This is a genomic window from Sinorhizobium sp. CB7 (assembly GCF_041357635.1).
Taxonomy (GTDB): Bacteria; Pseudomonadota; Alphaproteobacteria; order Rhizobiales; family Rhizobiaceae; genus Rhizobium.
The window spans coordinates 40,666-58,888 of the sequence record NZ_JAULLL010000013.1; the positions used below are offsets into that span (position 1 = coordinate 40,666).

At 60.7% G+C, this 18,223-nt stretch carries 24 protein-coding genes; 16 read left to right on the forward strand and 8 right to left on the reverse strand.

Features of this window, described 5'->3' with window-relative positions; all coding sequences use genetic code 11:
* Positions 1-45 precede the first annotated feature (45 nt).
* The 3 genes from AAE029_RS23545 to AAE029_RS23555 all read left to right on the forward strand — a co-directional run bounded on the left by AAE029_RS23545 (position 46) and on the right by AAE029_RS23555 (position 1,116).
* On the forward strand, positions 46-201 hold the full coding sequence (locus tag AAE029_RS23545; RefSeq protein ID WP_371075327.1) for a hypothetical protein: 156 nt from the start codon (positions 46-48) through the stop codon (positions 199-201).
* A gap of 160 nt (positions 202-361) precedes the next feature.
* Positions 362-547: a hypothetical protein gene (locus AAE029_RS23550; RefSeq protein WP_371075475.1), complete on the forward strand. Its 186-nt coding sequence runs from the start codon at positions 362-364 to the stop codon at positions 545-547.
* Positions 548-744: 197 nt separating this feature from the next.
* Positions 745-1,116 carry a hypothetical protein gene (locus AAE029_RS23555; RefSeq protein WP_371075328.1) on the forward strand — a complete coding sequence of 124 codons (372 nt, stop codon included), beginning with the start codon at positions 745-747 and terminating at the stop codon, positions 1,114-1,116.
* 87 nt (positions 1,117-1,203) lie between these two features.
* On the opposite strand, the gene AAE029_RS23560 is transcribed toward AAE029_RS23555, so the two are convergent.
* Both AAE029_RS23560 and AAE029_RS23565 read right to left on the reverse strand, forming a co-directional pair.
* The gene (locus AAE029_RS23560; protein WP_371075329.1) at positions 1,204-1,839 is read right to left on the reverse strand and encodes an NrsF family protein; all 636 of its coding nucleotides are present in this window, start codon (positions 1,837-1,839) and stop codon (positions 1,204-1,206) included.
* A complete protein-coding gene (locus AAE029_RS23565; RefSeq protein WP_371075330.1) occupies positions 1,826-2,392 on the reverse strand; it encodes a sigma-70 family RNA polymerase sigma factor in 567 nt (188 codons plus the stop codon). Before AAE029_RS23565 ends, AAE029_RS23560 begins: the two co-directional genes overlap by 14 nt.
* Positions 2,393-2,589: 197 nt before the next feature.
* On the opposite strand from AAE029_RS23565, the gene AAE029_RS23570 reads away from it, so the two are divergent.
* The 5 genes from AAE029_RS23570 (at position 2,590) to AAE029_RS23590 (ending at position 5,492) form a co-directional block, all read left to right on the forward strand.
* The gene (locus tag AAE029_RS23570) at positions 2,590-2,856 is read left to right on the forward strand and encodes a DUF2282 domain-containing protein (protein WP_371075331.1); all 267 of its coding nucleotides are present in this window, start codon (positions 2,590-2,592) and stop codon (positions 2,854-2,856) included.
* 48 nt (positions 2,857-2,904) lie between these two features.
* On the forward strand, positions 2,905-3,189 hold the full coding sequence (locus AAE029_RS23575; RefSeq protein WP_371075332.1) for a DUF2282 domain-containing protein: 285 nt from the start codon (positions 2,905-2,907) through the stop codon (positions 3,187-3,189).
* Between the two features lie 179 nt (positions 3,190-3,368).
* Complete coding sequence (locus tag AAE029_RS23580) at positions 3,369-4,223, forward strand: DUF692 domain-containing protein (protein WP_371075333.1); 855 nt, start codon at positions 3,369-3,371, stop codon at positions 4,221-4,223.
* A gap of 9 nt (positions 4,224-4,232) precedes the next feature.
* Entirely contained in the window at positions 4,233-4,994 is a 762-nt protein-coding gene (locus AAE029_RS23585; protein ID WP_371075334.1) for a putative DNA-binding domain-containing protein, read from the forward strand.
* 15 nt (positions 4,995-5,009) lie between these two features.
* Positions 5,010-5,492, forward strand: a complete 483-nt coding sequence (locus AAE029_RS23590) for a DoxX family protein (protein ID WP_371075335.1) — start codon at positions 5,010-5,012, stop codon at positions 5,490-5,492.
* A gap of 39 nt (positions 5,493-5,531) precedes the next feature.
* Here the strand turns inward: AAE029_RS23590 and AAE029_RS23595 are convergent, their stop codons facing one another.
* On the reverse strand, positions 5,532-6,128 hold the full coding sequence (locus AAE029_RS23595) for a TetR/AcrR family transcriptional regulator (protein ID WP_371075336.1): 597 nt from the start codon (positions 6,126-6,128) through the stop codon (positions 5,532-5,534).
* Between the two features lie 115 nt (positions 6,129-6,243).
* On the opposite strand from AAE029_RS23595, the gene AAE029_RS23600 reads away from it, so the two are divergent.
* Positions 6,244-6,951, forward strand: a complete 708-nt coding sequence (locus tag AAE029_RS23600) for a glutathione S-transferase family protein (RefSeq protein WP_371075337.1) — start codon at positions 6,244-6,246, stop codon at positions 6,949-6,951.
* A 41-nt stretch (positions 6,952-6,992) separates the two neighbouring features.
* Positions 6,993-7,295, forward strand: a complete 303-nt coding sequence (locus AAE029_RS23605) for a putative quinol monooxygenase (RefSeq protein ID WP_371075338.1) — start codon at positions 6,993-6,995, stop codon at positions 7,293-7,295.
* A 41-nt stretch (positions 7,296-7,336) separates the two neighbouring features.
* Here the strand turns inward: AAE029_RS23605 and AAE029_RS23610 are convergent, their stop codons facing one another.
* Entirely contained in the window at positions 7,337-8,074 is a 738-nt protein-coding gene (locus AAE029_RS23610) for an SDR family NAD(P)-dependent oxidoreductase (RefSeq protein ID WP_371075339.1), read from the reverse strand.
* A 201-nt stretch (positions 8,075-8,275) separates the two neighbouring features.
* Complete coding sequence (locus AAE029_RS23615; protein WP_371075340.1) at positions 8,276-9,190, reverse strand: LysR family transcriptional regulator; 915 nt, start codon at positions 9,188-9,190, stop codon at positions 8,276-8,278.
* Positions 9,191-9,414: 224 nt separating this feature from the next.
* Here AAE029_RS23615 and AAE029_RS23620 point away from each other — a divergent pair, with 224 nt between their 5' ends.
* From AAE029_RS23620 to AAE029_RS23630, 3 genes are all read left to right on the forward strand, one after another.
* A complete protein-coding gene (locus tag AAE029_RS23620; protein ID WP_371075341.1) occupies positions 9,415-10,089 on the forward strand; it encodes a peroxiredoxin-like family protein in 675 nt (224 codons plus the stop codon).
* A gap of 81 nt (positions 10,090-10,170) precedes the next feature.
* Positions 10,171-11,082, forward strand: coding sequence for a TIGR03571 family LLM class oxidoreductase (locus AAE029_RS23625; RefSeq protein ID WP_371075342.1), 912 nt, complete (start codon positions 10,171-10,173; stop codon positions 11,080-11,082).
* Between the two features lie 115 nt (positions 11,083-11,197).
* A complete protein-coding gene (locus AAE029_RS23630) occupies positions 11,198-12,589 on the forward strand; it encodes an MFS transporter (RefSeq protein ID WP_371075343.1) in 1,392 nt (463 codons plus the stop codon).
* An 8-nt stretch (positions 12,590-12,597) separates the two neighbouring features.
* Here the strand turns inward: AAE029_RS23630 and AAE029_RS23635 are convergent, their stop codons facing one another.
* The 3 genes from AAE029_RS23635 to AAE029_RS23645 are packed head-to-tail and all read right to left on the reverse strand — an operon-like array spanning position 12,598 to position 15,035.
* Entirely contained in the window at positions 12,598-12,933 is a 336-nt protein-coding gene (locus AAE029_RS23635) for a hypothetical protein (protein WP_371075344.1), read from the reverse strand.
* Positions 12,933-13,811, reverse strand: a complete 879-nt coding sequence (locus tag AAE029_RS23640; protein ID WP_371075476.1) for a DUF6772 family protein — start codon at positions 13,809-13,811, stop codon at positions 12,933-12,935. Before AAE029_RS23640 ends, AAE029_RS23635 begins: the two co-directional genes overlap by 1 nt.
* Before the next feature lie 54 nt (positions 13,812-13,865).
* Positions 13,866-15,035 carry a mandelate racemase/muconate lactonizing enzyme family protein gene (locus AAE029_RS23645; RefSeq protein ID WP_371075477.1) on the reverse strand — a complete coding sequence of 390 codons (1,170 nt, stop codon included), beginning with the start codon at positions 15,033-15,035 and terminating at the stop codon, positions 13,866-13,868.
* A 226-nt stretch (positions 15,036-15,261) separates the two neighbouring features.
* On the opposite strand from AAE029_RS23645, the gene AAE029_RS23650 reads away from it, so the two are divergent.
* From AAE029_RS23650 to AAE029_RS23660, 3 genes are all read left to right on the forward strand, one after another.
* The gene (locus AAE029_RS23650; protein WP_371075345.1) at positions 15,262-16,029 is read left to right on the forward strand and encodes a FadR/GntR family transcriptional regulator; all 768 of its coding nucleotides are present in this window, start codon (positions 15,262-15,264) and stop codon (positions 16,027-16,029) included.
* The gene (locus tag AAE029_RS23655) at positions 16,026-16,826 is read left to right on the forward strand and encodes an SDR family NAD(P)-dependent oxidoreductase (RefSeq protein ID WP_371075346.1); all 801 of its coding nucleotides are present in this window, start codon (positions 16,026-16,028) and stop codon (positions 16,824-16,826) included. The genes AAE029_RS23650 and AAE029_RS23655 overlap by 4 nt, the downstream gene beginning before the upstream one ends.
* 147 nt (positions 16,827-16,973) lie before the next feature.
* A complete protein-coding gene (locus AAE029_RS23660; RefSeq protein WP_371075347.1) occupies positions 16,974-18,221 on the forward strand; it encodes an ABC transporter substrate-binding protein in 1,248 nt (415 codons plus the stop codon).
* Positions 18,222-18,223: the final 2 nt, after the last annotated feature.

Below are 18,223 nucleotides of genomic sequence, written 5' to 3' on the forward strand. Positions count from 1 at the left end.
GTCTCGACGTCATCAGGAACGGCGACCACAGAGAATGCTTCGTTCATGGGAACGTTCGCGATGAGCGTGAGCAAGAATCCGAATATCGCGCCGCAAAAGACGATTGATGTGACCGAAAGGCCGGTAACCACCTTGAGCATTCCAGCCCCCGCCATTCGCTGGCTGCACCATCCGCAAGCATTGCAGCCGAATGATTCCTGAGCCTGCTGATCGGCGATCTGCAGATCAGACGAGTGACCGCACCTTGCCTGTTCCTTCCTGGTGGCTTTGGTTACAAGAAGAGGTGCCTCAACGACGGCTCTGCCTGGTATTGACACCTATCTCCCGTGCTCCTAATATAGAACAAAACAGGAACATGGAGATTGTGATGACCCACACTGAGCAGGTTATCGCCAATGCCCTTGCTTTCGTCGCCGCGTCTCGGGCAGCAAGAGAACGAGATCTCGAACGGCGTGCCGCCTGGCAGAAGCGGATTGAGCTAACAAAGCCTCTTCCGAGCTATGTTAAACAGGGCGGTGTTCAGCTTTCGTTGAAATTGGACTCCTAGGAACCAAGACAGACGACCGAAGCCATTGAACTCAAGGTTCCGGCGAAAGCGGCGAGATCGCCCCTAAATTTCGCCCGCGATCAGTAACGCCATCAGGTTAGCTGAAAGCATGGAACCGCTCCCCCCGATAGGCGTTTTTATGAGTTGTATCGGGCGCTACCGGCATTCCCGCCGGCACTCCCGAATGGGAGAGAATCATGAAAATGCTGTTAGTCTCTGCTGGGCTGTTGGCCGCAACCGCTCTTTCGGCTTATGCAGCCGAACCTGCCAAGATGGTCGACACGAAGATGGGTAAGGTCATGGCTACTGAAAAGGGCATGACGCTTTACACATTCGACAAGGATACCAAAGACAAGTCCAACTGTGACAAGAATTGCCTGAAAAAATGGCCAGCCTTCCATGCTGCGGCCAAGTCCAAAGCAGCAGGCGAATGGTCGCTGGTCAAAGCTGCGGATGGAAAGGAAATGTGGGCCTATGAAGGCAAGCCGCTTTACACCTATGCCGAAGACAAGAAACCCGGTGACATGAACGGCGAAGGCGTTGGCGGCGTTTGGCATGTCGCCAAATAACTGACCGCAGCCGTTGCGCTCGCCCGCATCATCGAGGGCGGGGCGGGCGGGCGAATTGGTTTATGGAGCTGGCACCCAGGCTTGCAGTCACCATTTCAGAATGCGCCTTCCGGCAAGATAACCAATGAACGTCACGATCGCGATCGCGATCGGATACCAGAGCGCCACGAAAAGCGGGCTGTCATCGTTGCAGTTGGCGGCATAAAAAGTCGCGGCAATGCCGCTCGCCGCGAGTCCCGCCACGGCTCCGGCGATCCCGGGCTTCTCGGGTGCACTCTGGCGTAGCGCAAAGAGGAAGCAGGCGAGCGGGCCGACTGATAGAAGCGGGATGAGTGTCAGGCAAAAGCGCGAATTGTGGCCGACCACGCGCGCAGCCCAGCTATCGGCCGGCATCACCGCCAATTCAACGAGCACTGCTGCAGCCAGCAGCAGCGGTGCCGCCAAAAGAGCCCAGGACGAGGCTTTCAAGGCAACGCCCGGGCGCCCAATCCGGAAGACGAGGGTCGTCGCCGTGACGGCGAGTGCAATCGTCACGACGAACTTGAAGAGAAACCGGACGGTCTCCAGCGCGCTTGCGATATCCGCGCGAAAGCCAATGCCGGCAAAGAAGACGATCCCGGATATCAGAATTCCGATGATGACCGCGAACGCCAGCGTGCGGCCGAGCCGCGAGCGGACCGGCGCGTCCTGCGCCAGAAGGTTGATCAGGTCATCGGTCTTCACTTAACTCACTCCGATAGAGCGCAGCGAGCGCCTTCAACGCACGGTGAAGCGCCACGCGGACAGCGCCTTCACTCATCCTGAGGCGATCGGCGGTCTCCCGCACGCTCGTTCCTTCGACGGAAATAGAGCGAACGATGGTACGCTGCGGATCCTTCAGCCGCCCCAACATATGATCGACATCGAGCCGATCCAACCTGTTTGCCTGCTCTTCCGCCTCGAGCGTCGCGATGACATCATCGATCGGAACATTTACATGCCGGCCGCGCCGGCGCAGGCTGTCGATCAGCTTGTTGCGCACGATCGTCGAAATCCACGGACCGATCGCACGGGATGTATCCCATGTCCCGCGTTTCAGATGGATCGCCAGCAGCACTTCCTGAACCACATCCTCGGCCTCGCTTGCCGGCGCACCGAACTGATCGCAGCGCCGGCGCGCCATGGCACGCAGATGCGGCGTCACGGCGGACAGGAACCGATGGTAGGCTTCCGTGTCACCGGCCATGGCCGCACGCATCCAGATCGCCCATTCCTCTTCGCGCGCCGAATGTTTCATTCGACATCCCCTACGTTCGGACAACCGGATTCGTTACCGCTGGCAGTCGTATCTTTCACCTTTTCCCGAGAAGTGAAAGCGCAAGTCGCGGCAAGCGGCTGAGAAAAATTTCGGCTGGTGTGTAATATCCGCCGCTGCCGCTCCGTAGACCGCGGTGCAAGCCACTCACGGCTCGCCTTTCTTACGGAGACAGAACCATGAAAAACAGCATCATCACCCTGGCACTCGCCGGTTCGCTCGCTTCCGCGCTCGCATCCGTCGCTGCTCCGGCCTTTGCGGCTGATACCAAGGAAAAATGCTACGGCGTTGCCATGAAGGGCCAGAACGATTGCGCCGCCGGCAAACACGACTGCGCCGGCAAGTCGACGATGAACTACGATAAGGCCTCCTTCAAGCTCGTTCCGACCGGCACCTGCGTCTCCATGAAGACGCCGCACGGTCACGGCTCGCTCACTCCGGCCTGATCCGGAACCGGCAGAAACCGCTGAATCAGCCAATATCCGGAGTTTACCATGACCAAAGTTCCCACAGTCGCCCTTGCGGCATCGCTCGCCACGGCATTGACGCTGGCTTCCGGCGTTAGCGCCTCCGCCCAGGATGCCCCCAAGGAAAAGTGCTACGGCGTCGCCCTCAAGGGCCAAAACGATTGCGCCGCCGGACCGGGTACGACTTGTGCCGGTACCTCGAAAATGGACTACCAGCAGAATTCCTGGAAGCTCGTTCCCTCCGGCACATGCGAAACGATCCAGACGCCGAACGGCCACGGCACGCTGAAGCAGGGCCCGGCTCCGGTCTGATCCAAGGTTCGAAAAGGCAGGCGGCACAGCTGCGGCGGTGCCGCCGCCCCTAGAGCCGGATGATTTCAGGTCGAAACGACCTGAAATCTGAATCCGCCTCTCAATCAAAAACTTAGCGGGATGTCGCCCGAAAACCGCGCACACTTTTCGGCATCCCGCTAAGGAAAAGGACGTTTGCCATGAAAACATCAGAACTCCCTCGACATGCCGGCGTCGGCTTCAAGCCGGAGCATTTTTCCGCGATCAATGCCGCGCCTCAGCCGATCGGCTTCTTCGAGGTCCATGCCGAAAACTACATGGGCGCCGGAGGCCCACCGCATGCCCAGCTCGGACGGCTGCGTGACGACTACGCGCTTTCGATCCATGGCGTCGGGCTTTCCATCGGCTCGATGCAGCCGCTCGACAAGGACCATCTCGCCCGCCTGAAGATCGTCTGCGACCGCTACGAGCCCGAGAGCTTTTCCGAACATCTCGCCTGGTCGACGCACGATACCGTCTTCCTCAACGACCTGCTGCCCCTGCCTTACACCGGAGAGACGCTTGCCCGCGTCTGCGAGCACATCGATCAGGTGCAGAGCTTTCTCCGGCGGCAGATGCTGCTCGAAAACCCGGCGACCTACCTGCTCTTCCACGAGAGCACGCTTGCTGAAACGGATTTTCTCGATGAGGTCGTCGCCCGCACCGGCTGCGGCCTGCTGCTTGACGTCAACAATGTCTTCGTCGCCGCGACCAACCACGCGATGAATCCGCGTGATTACCTCTCCCGGTTCCCGGTCCAGTGGGTGCGCGAAGTACATCTGAGCGGCCACTCTGAAACCGTCGACGAGGTCGGCGCCCCTCTCCTCATCGATTCGCACGACACGCCGGTCAAGGATCCGGTGTGGGACCTCTACCAGGAACTGATCACCCGCATCGGCCCGGTGCCAAGTCTCGTCGAATGGGACAATGACGTTCCCGATTGGCCGGTTCTGCGTGCGGAGGCTGAGGCTGCCGAGGCAATTCTTTCTCGCGCCGCCAAGCGCCATGCCGCGTGAGGATATACCATGTCCATCACAACCCAGATGCAGTTCGCCGCCACGTTGAGGGACACGAATCAGCCCGTTCCCGAAGGGCTCAACGCCTGGAATGGGGCGCGCCCGGAGCGCCGCTTCGGTGTCTATCGAAATAATGTCGCGGTCGGCCTCATCGGTGCCATCGCCTCGCGCTTTCCCGTTGCCGAAAGGATCGTCGGCAAGGATTTCTTCGCCGCAATGGCGCATGAATTCATCCGCCTCAATCCGCCGCGCTCGCCGCTGCTTTTGGCCTATGGCGATGATTTCGCGGAATTCGCCGAGAGCTTTGAGCCGGCTAAAGAGATTAATTATCTCCCGGACGTTATACGGCTGGAGGCAGCGCGCGGGCGAGCCTATCATGCCGCCGATGCAGTGCCGCTCGACACTGCACGCCTTGCCGCCGTCGACCCGCAACATGTGGCGAGCCTCAGGTTTACCATGCATCCTTCGGCGGCGATCGTCCGATCTGTGCATCCGATCATCACCATCTGGGCAATGAATGCCGGCGAAATGATGCTTTCGCCGATCCAGGAATGGCAATGTGAGGATGCCCTCGTTGTTCGTCCGGAAATGACCGTCCTGGTGCGGCGCCTGCCGGCCGGCTGTGCCGCATTTCTGCAGGCGCTGACTTCCGGGGCCGAGCTTTCCGCGGCGGTGGAAGCGGCTGTGGTTGATTCCGCCGAATTCGACCTTTCCGCGAACCTCGCGGGCGCTCTCCAGGCCGGAGCCTTCGCCGCAATTTGCCGAGCGTAAACCGGGAGCATAATCATGAACGATGAAATGACGACCACCCCGATGGTCGAGCAAAGCCTGATGCAGAGGCTCTACGGCATCCTCAAGCTTCTCGACCGCATTCCGCATGATGTGATCGCGCTGATTTCGCGCCTGTCGATCGGCGCGGTTTTCTGGCAGTCCGGCCAGACCAAGGTCGAAGGCTGGCATGTCACCGACAACGCCGTCTATCTGTTCCAGACAGAATACAAATTGCCGCTGATCGATCCCTGGATCGCCGCCCACCTTGCCGCCTTCAGCGAACATTTCTTTCCGGTCCTGCTGGTACTCGGTTTCGCCAGCCGCCTTGCAGCGCTGGCTCTCCTCGGCATGACGCTGGTGATCGAGATCTTTGTCTATCCTGATGCCTGGCCGACGCACGGCACCTGGGCGGTGTGTTTCCTGGTCATCATCGCCGGCGGTCCAGGTCGCATATCGATCGACCATTTCATCGCCCGACATTTTCGCAACCGCATTTGACGCGCTGCCCGGGAGTGAAAGAGGAGGAGCGCCGATCATCTACACAACGGCGCTCCCCGCATCGATAAGCGCGAAGGCCGGGCGGACAAGGCCTTCAAGGAGTGACCGCTCCGGCCGCGTCCGCGCCAGAACGCGGATTCCGAGCAACATGCCGAGCAACATCCTCGCCATGTCATCCGCTGTCTGGCTGCTACTGATAGAACCGTCCGCCTGCCCCCTCTCGACGCAGCGGCGGAAGAAGGCCTCGACCTGAACCAGAACCCCGGCAATGACGCGCTGGAACTCCGGATCGTGCGGCGCGAGCTCGAGCGCCGAATTGACGAGCATGCAGCCCTTGCGTTTTTCGTCCTCCAGCGAGCGGGTGATGATCTCATTGAAAAAGGCAGCAATCGCTTCTCGCGGTGGCCTGCCTTCGAAACGGCCAACGCGATCGCCAAAGCTCCGCTCGACATAGAAATCCAGCGCCCGACGATAGAGGGAGCGTTTATCGCCGAAGGCGTTATAGATGCTGGCCGCGGTGAGCCCCATGATCTCGCCGAGATCTCGGATCGAGGTCGCCTCGTAGCCATGCTCCCAGAAATGCTCTACCGCAAGCCCAAGCACGGCCTCCTCATCGAATTCCCTCGGCCGGGCCATGGCTGCATCTCCCGAAAAGTTGATCCGCACCGAAGCGGCGTATGATTTTTCAGGTGCATTTTAAAGCGACCGTTCTAAAATGCAATCGATGGCCCTATCTCCCGGAGGAAAGTTCGTGATCCGCTTTTATTTTCATCCCACGCCGAACCCAATCAAGGTTGCACTTTTCCTGGAGGAATCCGGTCTGCCCTACGAGGTCATTCCGATTGACACCAGCAAGGGCGAGCAGCACAGCCCTGCGTTTCGCGCGATCAATCCGAACGGCAAAGTGCCGGCAATCGTCGACACGGAAGGTCCGGGCGGGAAAGAGGCACGCGTTTTCGATTCCGGCGCAATCCTGCTCTATCTCGCCGACAAGATCGACCGCTTCACCGGCAAACCCGAGGACAGGCCGGAACTGCTCTCCTGGCTGTTCTTCATTGCCTCCGGACTCGGACCCTTTTCCGGCCAGGCGGTGCACTTTCAATTTGCTGCGGCCGATAGGGCTCCCTACGCCACCAACCGCTATCGCAAGGAGGCTGAACGCCATTACCGCGTGCTCGACACCCACCTCGACGGCCGCAACCATATCGTCGGCAACGAATATACGATCGCCGATATGTCCGGCTGGGGCTGGATCGACCGCGCCTCGCGCGTCATGCATGGCGAGGAAGAACCATTGGCGAAATTTCCAAATATCAGGCGCTGGTTTGATGCCATCGATGCTCGCCCGGCGGCGGCGCGCGCCCGCCTGGTCGGCAAGGATCATGCCTTCAAGCGCGAGAACGATGAGGAGACTAAGCGTGCGCTCTTTCCCTCGAACTATCCGGAGCTAATTCAATAGCCGTGGCCTACTATGTTCAATCTCAGACAGAGGACAGCACCATGACGAAAGTCGCATTGTATGTCGAGCTCAAGGCAAAGGCCGGCAAGGAGGAAGAGGTTGCAGCTTTGCTGAAGAACGCAGAGGGGCTGGTGGAAGAAGAGCCGGAAACGGTCGCTTGGTTCGCCGTCCGTTTCGACCAGCACACTTTCGCGATCTTCGATGCTTTCGACAGCGAGAGCGGCCGCGAGGCCCATTTAAAAGGCCGGGTCGCGGCGACCCTCATGAGCCGCGCCGACGAGCTGCTTCAAACGCCACCGCAGATCAAGAGCCCGGACGTTCTGGCAGACCGCCTGCCCGGCTGATGCTTTTTGGCGGGTCAGTAATTGTCTGAACCGTCCAATTATCAATATTGAGCGACACCGCCGTCGACGAAGAGCTCGACGCCATTGATATAGCTGCTGTCGTCGGAGGCCAGGAAGACCGCGGCCTTCGCAAGGTCCTCCGGCGTTCCCACGCGACCCAGGGGAATATTGGGAACGAGCGAGGCCTTGACGTCTTCGCTCATCAGAACCGAGAGACCAGGGGTTTCGGTGTGACCGGGACTCAGCACGTTGATGCGAATGTCCCGTCCCTTAAGATCAAGGATCCACCCGCGCGCAAAGGAGCGCACCGCCGCTTTCGTGGCGTCGTAGACGGAGAAGGACGGATAGCCCTTCATCGAGGCGATCGAACCGTTGAGGATGACCGAGGAACCTTTTGAGAGCAGCGGCAGAGCCTTCTGCACAGCGAATAGCACACCGCGGACATTGGTGTTGAACGTCTTGTCGAAATGCTCTTCGGTGATTTCGCCGAATGTGCCGAGTTCGTAAATGCCGGCATTGGTGAACAGAACGTCGATGCGACCGGCCTTCATCTTCACGATTTCGTAGATGCGATCGATATCGTCAAGATTGGATGCATCGGCCTGAACGGCAGTCACGTTGCTGCCGATCTCGGCAACGGCCCTATCCAGCTCCGACTGGCGCCGGCCGGTAATGAAAACATGGGCGCCTTCTTCGACGAACCGCTTGGCGGTGCCGAGCCCGATGCCGGCACTGCCGCCAGTAACGACAGCGATCTTGCCTTCGAGTTTCCTTGTCATTGCTCCATTCCTTCGATCATGTCTCCCCGAGGGACCTTTCCCACTGGAGAAAATTGCTTCGGCGATCCCGACTGACGGGATCATGCGTTTGAAGGTACGGAGCGCCCGTTCCGGCAGTAGAAGGCGCGTGCGACTAGAGCTTATTCCCTGTCGGAATGTGGTCGGGCGATGATATGGGTGCGCTGGAGAAGCGGTCTGAGGTTACGCTGCCGTCAATGTGCCTGATTTCGGTGGTTGGGCCAACTGCGTCTCGACGAAAGCCGCGAAGGCGCGAGCCTTGGCGCTGGCGATTCGACCGCCCGGGAACACGGCCCAGAGATCGACCGGCGCAATGAGCCAATCCGTCAGCACCGCCTTGGCCTCGCCGGAAGAAAGCTCACGCGCGAACATCCATTCGGATGCGACCGCGAGCCCCATTCCCGCAAGAACCGCGGACCGCACGCCTTCGGCGGCGGAAACGCGGAGACGGCCCTTCACGGTGACGGAGATCTCCGACGAGTCTTTTCGGAACATCCATATGTCACGGCCGGGGCCCCTGGCATGTATGATGCTTTCATGGGCCACCAGTTCACTTGGAATCTTCGGCTCCCCGACTCTCTCGAGATAACTGGGCGCACCGATAACGAGGCGACGCGCCTGACCGATCTTGCGTGCCGTCAGGCTTGAATCCGCAAGCTCTCCCATTCTGAGCGAAACATCGATGCCCTCCTCGATGAGGTCGATCTGGCGGTCGTCGAGGATGACCTCCATGTCGAGATCCGGATGTTCGCTAAGGAATTTGGGCAAGTGCGGGATGACATGCAGGCTGGCGAAGGTCGTTGCCGCACTCACCCTGAGCCTGCCGGAAAGGCTGGCGCCTGCCCCGCGCGCTGCAAGGTCCGCCTCGTCAGCCTCCTCTATCGAGCGCTTGGCCCGCCGAAAAAAATTCTCACCCGCTTCCGTCGGCACCAGTCCGCGCGTGGAGCGAAGCAGCAGTTTGACACCGAGGCGATCCTCGAGCTGCGCGACAGTCTTGGAAACGGCCGGCTGACCGACGTGAAGCTGACGCGCAGCTTCCGAAAAGGAGCCGGTTTCCACGACCCTGACAAAGGTTTCCATCGCGACAAGTCTGTCCATGCTCATTCTCCCTTGGAATAAGGCATAGCATCCAACGCCGCTTTTCGCCAATCCATGGCATAAGTGAAGCGCCATATATTCCCGCTGAGAATTGACCTTATGCTTACGGGCTCACTACTTCGTCCCGGCGGAAATCGTACCCTCAACCGTAAACGCCGAGGCTGTGCCAGCCTTCGAATTGAAGCGAAGGCTCGGCAACGCCCAGTTCTTCAGGGAACGTTGCCATGACGTTGCAAGCCAAGCTCGATGCATTCAAGGCCGACTTCGAAGCTGGAAAACCACCCCATAACGCGCCTGCCTCTACCATAGAGTTGATGCGTCGGGCGACCGCCGAGCTCATCGCTTCCGGCGCCGCTCAACACGCGCTCAAAGCGGGCAACAAAGCGCCTTCCTTCAGGCTCAATGATCACGATGAAAATCCGGTCAGCCTGATCGATCTCCGGAAGCGCGGTCCCCTGGTGATCAGTTTCTACTGCGGCATCTGGAGCCCCTATTGCAACATGGAACTGCAGGCTCTGGAGGTGGCCAAGCCTGAATTCGAAAGGCTTGGCGCCGGACTGGTGGCGATATCGCCGCAGACCGCACGGAACAGCCGCAAGTCGATCCACCAGAACAGGCTAACCTTTCCAATCCTTTCCGATACCAAGGGTACGGTTGCGGCTGCATTTGGCCTGCGCTTTTCGCTGCCGGACTATCTCATCGAGCTTTACAGGGGCCTGACATACGATCTGCCGAGCTTCAACGATGATCCGAGCTGGACGCTGCCGATGCCAGCCCGATACATTATTGGGCCGGATGGCATCATCCTCTATGCCGAAGTCAATCCCGACCATACCCGTCGTCCAGAGCCTGACCACATGCTTCCGGCGCTCCGGTACGCATCCGCAAACGTGAGATAGGCAGGCATCGCGTCCCGATCGCTTCAAGGTTATGGTGTCAGCGTCAATTCTCGCGATTCCAGAACCAGCGGAGAATGTCCGATGCTTTTCGAGCCCGACAGACTGTCGCTCGGCCTTGTCCTTCCGATGCAATCCCGACAGCAGCAAAAGATCGATCTCTCCCGGCAGATCGCCTTGGCGCAAAAAGCCGACCGGCTTGGTTTCTCGGCGCTCTGGGTCCGGGACGTGCCCCTCAATAGTCGCGATTATCCCGATCCCATCGGCCATTCCGATCCGTGGGTGCTTCTCGGCGCGCTCGCCGTATCGACAAGCCGAATCCATCTGGTCACCGGCGCAATCGTGCTTCCGCTGCGCCATCCGCTGCATATCGCTAAAGCCGCTCTCTCGATGAACGACCTTTCGTCAGGCCGCTTTGTCCTAGGCCTCGGCTCAGGCGATCGCCCTTCCGAATTCGCGTTGTTCGGTCGCGATTTCGACGCCCGCAAGGAACTGTTCCGCATCAACTGGACACACCTCGCCGCCGCTCTTGGCGAACGGGGTGACGTGCTTGATGCCGAAGGAATACCGCAGCCTATGTTCGAGCTGCTTCCCCGTCTTGTTGCCTCCCAGGTTCCGATGCTTGCGGTGGGCTCGGCGACGCAATCGCTGGAGTGGATCGCGCGAAATGCCATAGGATGGGCGACCTATCACCGACCCTTTGCGGCGCAACGCGACAGAATCGCCCTTTGGCGACGAGCCGTCGCGAAGACGACCGATGAATTCCGCAGCTTTAGCCAGGCGATGGCGCTCGAGCTCGTCGACGATCCCGACACACCGGCAGAGGATATCAATCTTGGTTATCGGCTGGGTCGTCACGCGCTCGTCCGCATTCTCCGCGAGCTTCGCGGAACCGATGTCCATCATGTGATGTTCAACCTCACGGATAGTCCCCGCCCCGTCGAGGAGGTGCTGGATGAAATTGCCGCAGAGGTGATGCCGGCGATCGCCGGATAGCTTGCCACCGGTGTGGCCATCAAACCACAAGCCGAAAGACGAAAAGATACTTCGATCATCGCCGAAACATTGCTCGGGGATATGCCCTAAGCTTTCCTCATCAGGAGAAAGCCATATGTCCAAATCCGCTTTAGAAAAACATTCAATTGCGAGCATCGTGACCGCAGCAAGCTTCGGCTTTGTCGTGGTGCAGCTCGACGTCACGATCGTCAACGTCGCTTTGCCTGCCATCGCCGCAAGCCTGAGCGGTGGCGTGGCCGAGCTTCAATGGGTGGTCGATGCCTATTCGCTCGTCTTCGCAGTCCTTCTGCTGTCAGCCGGCGTCATTGGCGATCGCTTCGGATCCCGACGGACCTATCTTGCCGGTTTCTGGGTCTTCGGGCTGGCATCGCTCGGCTGCGGCCTTGCGATAAACACGGAAACGCTCATCGCCGCACGGGCGCTGCAGGGCATTGGTGCTGCGCTGCTCGTTCCGAGCTCGCTTTCCATCCTCAACCATGCCAGCGGCCACGACAGGGCGTTGCGTGCGCGTATGGTCGGCCTGTGGACGGCAGCCGGCGGCGTCTCGATTGCCGCCGGACCTATCCTCGGCGGTCTTCTGCTCGGCTGGTTCGGCTGGCGGACGATTTTCCTGGTCAATATTCCGATCTGCGCCTTTGCCATGCTGCTCACGATGAAAGTCACACCAAAGACCGAAGTCGCCGAAGGAGAGCGCAGCCTCGATCCCGTCGGGCAACTGCTCGCGATCGTCGCGCTAACGGGCCTGGTCGGCGCCGTCATCGAAGCGCGGCCGCTTGGCATGACGCATCCTCTGGTTCTCAGTGGACTGGTCCTGGCAATTGCGGCGGGCATCGCGTTCGTGCTGGTCGAGCGTCGCTCGCGCGCGCCGATGCTGCCGCTGGAATTCTTCAGCAGACCGAATTTCAGCGCCGCAGTCATCTTCGGGATCATGGTCAATCTGACTTACTACGGCGTCATTTTCGTCCTCAGCCTCTACCTGCAGCAGGTCAAGGGATGGTCGGCGACCGTAAGCGGGCTCGCCTATCTGCCGCTGACGGGCGGCTTCATCCTGAGCAACATGGTGAGCGGCGCGGTCGTCGCACAGTGGGGTTCGCGGCTGCCGATGGTCGTCGGCGGCATGATCGGCGCCACCGGTTTCACCTTGCTGGCGCTCCTCGACGAGCACAGTACCTATCTCGCCATGCTGCTGCCCTTCATCCTTATTCCCTCCGGCATGGGGCTCGGCGTTCCGGCGATGACGACCGCGATACTCGGCAGCGTCGATCGCCGGTCCGCGGGCGTCGCCTCGGCGGTTCTCAACACTGCACGGCAGGCGGCTGGCGCGATCGGCGTTGCGCTCTTCGGTGCGCTCGCTGGCGGCGGCCAGATCGTAGCAGGGCTGCAGTTGTCGGCGCTGATCTCAGTCGCGCTCGTCCTTTGCGGGGCAGCCTGCGCTGCTTTCGGCATGCAGGCGCACAGAGAATCCGCTGCAGAAAGAGCGGGTTAATTGCGCGGTCAGGCCTTGAGGTGAAGCGTGACCAAAATGGTGCTCTCGGCACCCTCTTCGAAGCGCGCCGAAAGCCGCAACCAGTTGCCGAAATGACCGACACGGGCTGCGGCCAAGCCGTCCTTGACCGTCGGCATTTCGAGGCTGGTTCCCTCGCGTATCCAATGCATGCCATCAGGAGATATTTCCACCCAGGCGACGGGCGCGCGGCCGACCGGCGCCTTCAAGGCGCGAACGAAGATGATTGCTTCCCTTGCCCATCCCGCCTCATAGGGCTCGCTGGCGGCCTCGCCGGACCATGTTTCGTTGCGGGCGACAATGGCGGTGATATTTTCCGGCAACATCAGAAAAGCCCCGAGATGCAGATCGAATCGACATAGAGGAAGGCGCGCTTTGCAGCATCGGTCTCGGCGAAGACACAGAAATTGAGCATGCACCAAAGGTTTTTCATCGCCGGCATGCGGATCGAATCAAAGCCCGACATGTCGAAGCTGCGGTCGTTGCAGCTGAACGACAGCGCCTTCATCGTCTCCAGATCGAAATCGAAACGCAGATAACTCCAGTTCACCTTGGTCGGGATCTCGTTGTAGCAGAGCCTTTGCGTTCCGCCGGGAAGGTCCTGCCAGCCATCCGATGCCAGATGATCGTGACTTACGGTCTTGCTCTCGCCACCAATGGGCGTGAAATGGGTCGTCTGGCATTTGTACTGCCATTTCTGCACGTGTTGACCATCCGAGGCATTCAGGAAACGAAGATGCGGCATGACGCGCTCCGCACCCTGATCCCTGTCGCCGCCTTGCAGATCAAACAGGAAGCCGACCGATCGCACGTCGGTCTCCGAGAGCCTCAGTTCGGTGGCTTCCGGCTTGAAGGTGAAATACATCTCGAAGCGGATCGGTCCGCGCTTGCGGAATGTCAGCCGCTTGATCGCCACATTTCGAGCGCCGGGGCGCGGGCGGGTCGCGACCTTGAGCGCATAGGAATTTTCCATCCCGCCATGCGAGCCTGCATCCCAATGGCTAAGGGTCGAGAGCATGGCGCTGCTGTGTTGCGCATAGCCCGGCAGCATGGTGTCGAGATCGTCTTCATAATTACCGACGAGCTGCGACCAGCCGCAATGGCCACGTCCGAATTCGTCCAGGCTGATGATCCGCGGCAGCGGATCGAAGCGGCTGAGCCGGGGATTCGACAGAAGCAGCGCCGAGCGCAATGTCTCCGCCATGTCATTGGTTGCAAGGCTTTCAGTCAACGTCCTGTCTCCTGTCCGGACAAATGATTATTGGCTGCGAAGGCGGGCGACCGCATCCCAATCGATCGCGAGGCCCAGGCCAGGGCCGGTCGGCACGTCGACCATGCCGTTCTTCGCCCGGACGCAACCGGGGGCGAGATCGGCAAGCTGTGTCTTGAACGGGCTGAGGTCGCATTCACATTCCATGACGCGGAAGCTCGGCATGGCCGCCGAAAGATGCACGCTCGCCGTCTCGCAAATGATGCCGGACATGCCGATATGCGGCGCATAGGCGACGTCGTGATTTTGAGCGAGCACCGCGATGCGACGCGTTTCGCTGATGCCGCCGGCGCGCGCCACGTCGGGCTGGGCCACCGAAAGCGTCCGGTTCATGATCAGCCGCATCGCCTGGTCGACCGTGTAATTGCTTTCTCCGGCGGCAAGCGGCACATCGCAGCGCCGGCGCAATTCCTCGTATCCCTGTTCGTTTTCCGGGGCCAGAGGCTCCTCAAACCAGAAATAGCCGTTGGCCGAAAGTGCCCTGCCGACTTCGACCGCCTCATCCAGCTGATAGGCCCAGTTGGCATCGACGCAGAGGCCGATCGCATTGCCCGCGCGCCTGCGCAACCGCTCGATGCGGCGGCAGGCCTCCTTCACCGGCCGCGCCATTTTGACCTTGATCTCAGAAAAGCCGCGCTCGATGTAGTTGTCGAGCTCGCGATCCGCCTCCTCGTCGTCGACCCAGTTCACAGCGGCGGCATATACGGGTATCTCCTCGCGACCAATGCCGCCCAGAAGCTTGGCGATCGGCAGGCCGGCCACTTTGCCCAGAATGTCCCAGAGCGCAATGTCGACGCCGGCAATCGACTCGATCAGCATGCCGCCGGCCCGGCCCGAGAGCGCGCGGCGCATCGACTGCCACAGCGCTCCGATATTGCGGGGATCCTGCCCAACAAGACGCGGCTTCAATGAGGTTTCAATCAATTCGGCATAGGCTTTCGGCGAAAACCGCGCCAGCGTCTCGCCGACACCCACGATCCCGGCATCGGTGCGCACCTCGACAAGCACGATCGAAACGGCGGTATAGGCGCCCCACGAAGTCACCGTCGGCTTCGGCAGCTTCTGGGTCAGCGGATGGGCGATCACATCGGTGATCCGGAAATCCTGCGCCGCAACCGTCGCTGCAATCCCTGTCGGATCTGTTGTCTGGCTGATCATGAATGGCTCTTTCGATCGGGCGGCCTTCAGCGACATCATTGCGATGAGGGTCCCAGGCGCGCCGTTCAGTCTCCTCGACATCTCCTCTGCGTTACCGGCCGCGCGTGCAGCCGGTAACGTTTGATGCCTCCTGTCTATACGACACTTAGTTTCTTTGCAACTAACAAACTTAGTTGCTATGTTGGTGAGGAACGTGCTAAAGCGAAATTCAGCACGAAGGACAGCTATGAACACCAGCGCGACCAGAAAGACCCTTTTTTCCACCAAGCTCACCACGCCGCTTCGCCTGGCGGATGCGGTCTCGGACGAAATCGCGACGGCGCTTTTCGATGGCCGCATCTCGCCGGGAGAGGCGCTCCCGTCCGAGGGCGAGATCGCGAAGGACTTCGGGGTGAGCAAACCGATCGCGCGCGAGGCATTGCGGCAGCTTGCGGCGGCGGGGTTGATCTCCACGCAACAGGGCAAGGTCGCTCGTGCCAAGGCGCTCAACGGCGAGCCCTTTGAGCGCATCTACGGCTATGCGATCCGCTCCAGCCTCGAACGGCTGCGCGAGGCCAATGAAATGCGGCGGGTCATTGAAACCGGCATCGCACGGCTGGCGGCGCAGCGCCACGACAAGGCCGGTATCGCCGTCATGGAGAGCGCCCTTGATGATATGAACCGCGCACTCGGCGATCCAGACGCCTTTACCGAGGCCGACATCCTGTTCCATCTCGGCATGGCGCTTGCCACCGGCAATACAATGATCCGCGTGCAGATGGAGGGGCTGCGCTCGGTGCAGCGCGAAGTCTCCGAACTCTTCTCTCGCCGCGCCAATCGTACCAACGCGGATTGGAGAGCCACCATCGACCGTCACCGCGCCATCTATCAGGCGATCGCCGACGGGAATGTCGATGCGGCCGAGAGGAGCATCGAGATCCATTTCGAAGCGGCCGATGTCGCTTCACTGGAAGTGGCGCGAAAGCTCGATGCGAAAAAGGAGCGGGACGAATGAACGGAGGTTTGTTCTCGCTTGCCGGCCGTCGGGCGCTGGTTACCGGAGCCAACACCGGTATCGGCCGGGCGCTGGCTCTGGGTCTCGCCGCCCAGGGCGCGGATCTGATTTTGCATCACCTGCACGACCCCGAAGGGATCACGGGCGTGCGCGACCGGGCCGCTGCAATGGGTCGCCAAGCCATGGTCATGGAGGCGGATTTCAGCGAGCCTGCAGCCGCGAAGGGCTTGGCGGATGCGGCACTCGCCCAGCATGGCCCGATCGATATTCTCATCGCCAATGCCGCCATCGAGCGTCGGAGCGCCTGGGAGCACCTGACGGACGGCGATATCGCGATGCATGTCGCCGTCAATTTCGCGTCACTGCTGACGCTCACGCGCAAGCTGGTGCCCGGCATGGCAGAGCGCAACTGGGGCCGCGTCGTCGCCATCGGCAGCGTGCTGGCAACACGCCCACGCGCCGAGACGGTGGTCTATGCCGCGCTGAAATCGGCGCAGCTCACGGCAATCCGTGCCATCGGACGCGAGGTCGCCGGCAAGGGCGTGACCATGAACGTGATCTCGCCAGGCGCCATCGAGACCGAACGCAATGCGCAACGATATGGCGATGCCGAATTCCGGCGCGCCGTTGCCGCAAAGATCCCGGTTGGCCGGCCCGGCCGGCCCGAGGACTGCGTCGGTCCCGTGCTCATGCTTTGCAGCGATGCGGGAGGCTATATCACCGGTGCCAACATACCCGTCGATGGCGGCTGGTCGATCGGGGATGCTCCGATCACCCTGGCTGGGGCAGCGTCATGAGCGCGGCGGTCAGTGTGGCCACGCTCGAGGCAGGTTGCATAGTCGCGGTAGGCGGAGAGCATCAACCACATGTCATATCAACGCCCGCCCGGCCACCAGCCGGGACAGGTGTTCTCACAAACGGCTAACGAATTCAGGGAGGATTTCATGAAAGCCGCAACGAAGGTTCTGACAATCTCGGCGGTGCTGGCGCTCGGCCTGATGTCCACATCGCTTTCCGCCGCCGAATTGCGCGTCACGGTATGGACGGGCAATAAGGCGCAACTCGAAATGCTCAACGGCTTCGGCGCGGGTTTTGCGAAAACCCATCCCGGCGTCACCGTGAAGTTCGAGACCATTCCGGCAGCCGACTATACTCAGAAACTGACCTTTCAGTTGGCCGGCGGCAATCCGCCCGATCTGGCGTGGATGATGGAGGACGCCGCGCCTGCCTTCGAGAATGCCGGGATCGTTGCGGATGTCGGACCGGCGCTGAAGGCGGCGCAGGGCTACGAGCTTGCGGATTTCTCGCCTGCCGCAATGGGGCTCTGGGCCAGCGGCGACAAGGTGTTCGGCATTCCGTTCTCCACCTCGCCCTTCATGATCCTTTACAACAAGACCCTGTTCGACAAGGCCGGCCTCGAAGACCCGGGCAAACTCGCCGACAAGGGTGAGTGGACCATGGAAAAATTCCGCGAGGTGGCGAAAGCCCTGAAGGACAAGACCGGTAAGTGGGGCTTCGAGTTCAAGGACGGTCAGGGATATGAATCACGCATGATGCATGCCGTCATGCCACCGATCCGTGTCTATGGCGGCTTTGCCTGGCAGGACGGCCAATGTGGTTTCAACAAGCCGGAAGCCGTAGCAGCGATGACGCTGCTACATGACATGGTCTTCAAGGACAAGTCGATCGTGCCACCTGGCGAACAGGGCGATTTCTTCTCCGGCAACTCGGCCATGACGATCAACCAGATCTCGCGCGCCCCGAACCTTGCCAGCGCGAAATTCGAATGGGGCATCGCACCCCTGCCGACCGGTCCGGCGGGCGCATCGCCTGTCATCGGCCAGGCCGGCCTCGTGATTTTCAACCAGGGCAAGCAGAAAGAGCTGGCAACGGAGTTCCTCGCCTATATGACCGACAAGGCGAATGTCGCCACAATGGCGCAATTCTTCCCGCCGGCCCGCCAGTCCGTCCTGCAGGACAAAGCCTTCACGCAAAGCAACGCGATCATCAAGCCGCAGCAGATGGCCTATGTCGCCGATGCTATCGCCAGCGGCCAGGTCCTGCCAAGCCACGAGCACAGTCCGCAGATCCTGGCAGCACTCGCGCCGCGCATGGATGCCTTCTGGAAGGCAGATGCCAACCCTCAGAAGTCCATGGATGCGGTTTGCGCCGCAATCCAGCCCCTTCTGTAACA

Bases quoted from the DNA above. Each gene is read 5' to 3' on its own strand.
- AAE029_RS23545 (WP_371075327.1), top strand. From the start codon at position 46: ATGGGAACGTTCGCGATGAGCGTGAGCAAGAATCCGAATATCGCGCCG.
- AAE029_RS23555 (WP_371075328.1), top strand. From the start codon at position 745: ATGAAAATGCTGTTAGTCTCTGCTGGGCTGTTGGCCGCAACCGCTCTT.
- AAE029_RS23565 (WP_371075330.1), bottom strand. From the start codon at position 2,392: ATGAAACATTCGGCGCGCGAAGAGGAATGGGCGATCTGGATGCGTGCG.
- AAE029_RS23570 (WP_371075331.1), top strand. From the start codon at position 2,590: ATGAAAAACAGCATCATCACCCTGGCACTCGCCGGTTCGCTCGCTTCC.
- AAE029_RS23575 (WP_371075332.1), top strand. From the start codon at position 2,905: ATGACCAAAGTTCCCACAGTCGCCCTTGCGGCATCGCTCGCCACGGCA.
- AAE029_RS23580 (WP_371075333.1), top strand. From the start codon at position 3,369: ATGAAAACATCAGAACTCCCTCGACATGCCGGCGTCGGCTTCAAGCCG.
- AAE029_RS23585 (WP_371075334.1), top strand. From the start codon at position 4,233: ATGTCCATCACAACCCAGATGCAGTTCGCCGCCACGTTGAGGGACACG.
- AAE029_RS23590 (WP_371075335.1), top strand. From the start codon at position 5,010: ATGAACGATGAAATGACGACCACCCCGATGGTCGAGCAAAGCCTGATG.
- AAE029_RS23595 (WP_371075336.1), bottom strand. From the start codon at position 6,128: ATGGCCCGGCCGAGGGAATTCGATGAGGAGGCCGTGCTTGGGCTTGCG.
- AAE029_RS23605 (WP_371075338.1), top strand. From the start codon at position 6,993: ATGACGAAAGTCGCATTGTATGTCGAGCTCAAGGCAAAGGCCGGCAAG.
- AAE029_RS23610 (WP_371075339.1), bottom strand. From the start codon at position 8,074: ATGACAAGGAAACTCGAAGGCAAGATCGCTGTCGTTACTGGCGGCAGT.
- AAE029_RS23615 (WP_371075340.1), bottom strand. From the start codon at position 9,190: ATGGACAGACTTGTCGCGATGGAAACCTTTGTCAGGGTCGTGGAAACC.
- AAE029_RS23620 (WP_371075341.1), top strand. From the start codon at position 9,415: ATGACGTTGCAAGCCAAGCTCGATGCATTCAAGGCCGACTTCGAAGCT.
- AAE029_RS23625 (WP_371075342.1), top strand. From the start codon at position 10,171: ATGCTTTTCGAGCCCGACAGACTGTCGCTCGGCCTTGTCCTTCCGATG.
- AAE029_RS23630 (WP_371075343.1), top strand. From the start codon at position 11,198: ATGTCCAAATCCGCTTTAGAAAAACATTCAATTGCGAGCATCGTGACC.
- AAE029_RS23635 (WP_371075344.1), bottom strand. From the start codon at position 12,933: ATGTTGCCGGAAAATATCACCGCCATTGTCGCCCGCAACGAAACATGG.
- AAE029_RS23640 (WP_371075476.1), bottom strand. From the start codon at position 13,811: ATGGCGGAGACATTGCGCTCGGCGCTGCTTCTGTCGAATCCCCGGCTC.
- AAE029_RS23645 (WP_371075477.1), bottom strand. From the start codon at position 15,035: ATGATCAGCCAGACAACAGATCCGACAGGGATTGCAGCGACGGTTGCG.
- AAE029_RS23650 (WP_371075345.1), top strand. From the start codon at position 15,262: ATGAACACCAGCGCGACCAGAAAGACCCTTTTTTCCACCAAGCTCACC.
- AAE029_RS23655 (WP_371075346.1), top strand. From the start codon at position 16,026: ATGAACGGAGGTTTGTTCTCGCTTGCCGGCCGTCGGGCGCTGGTTACC.
- AAE029_RS23660 (WP_371075347.1), top strand. From the start codon at position 16,974: ATGAAAGCCGCAACGAAGGTTCTGACAATCTCGGCGGTGCTGGCGCTC.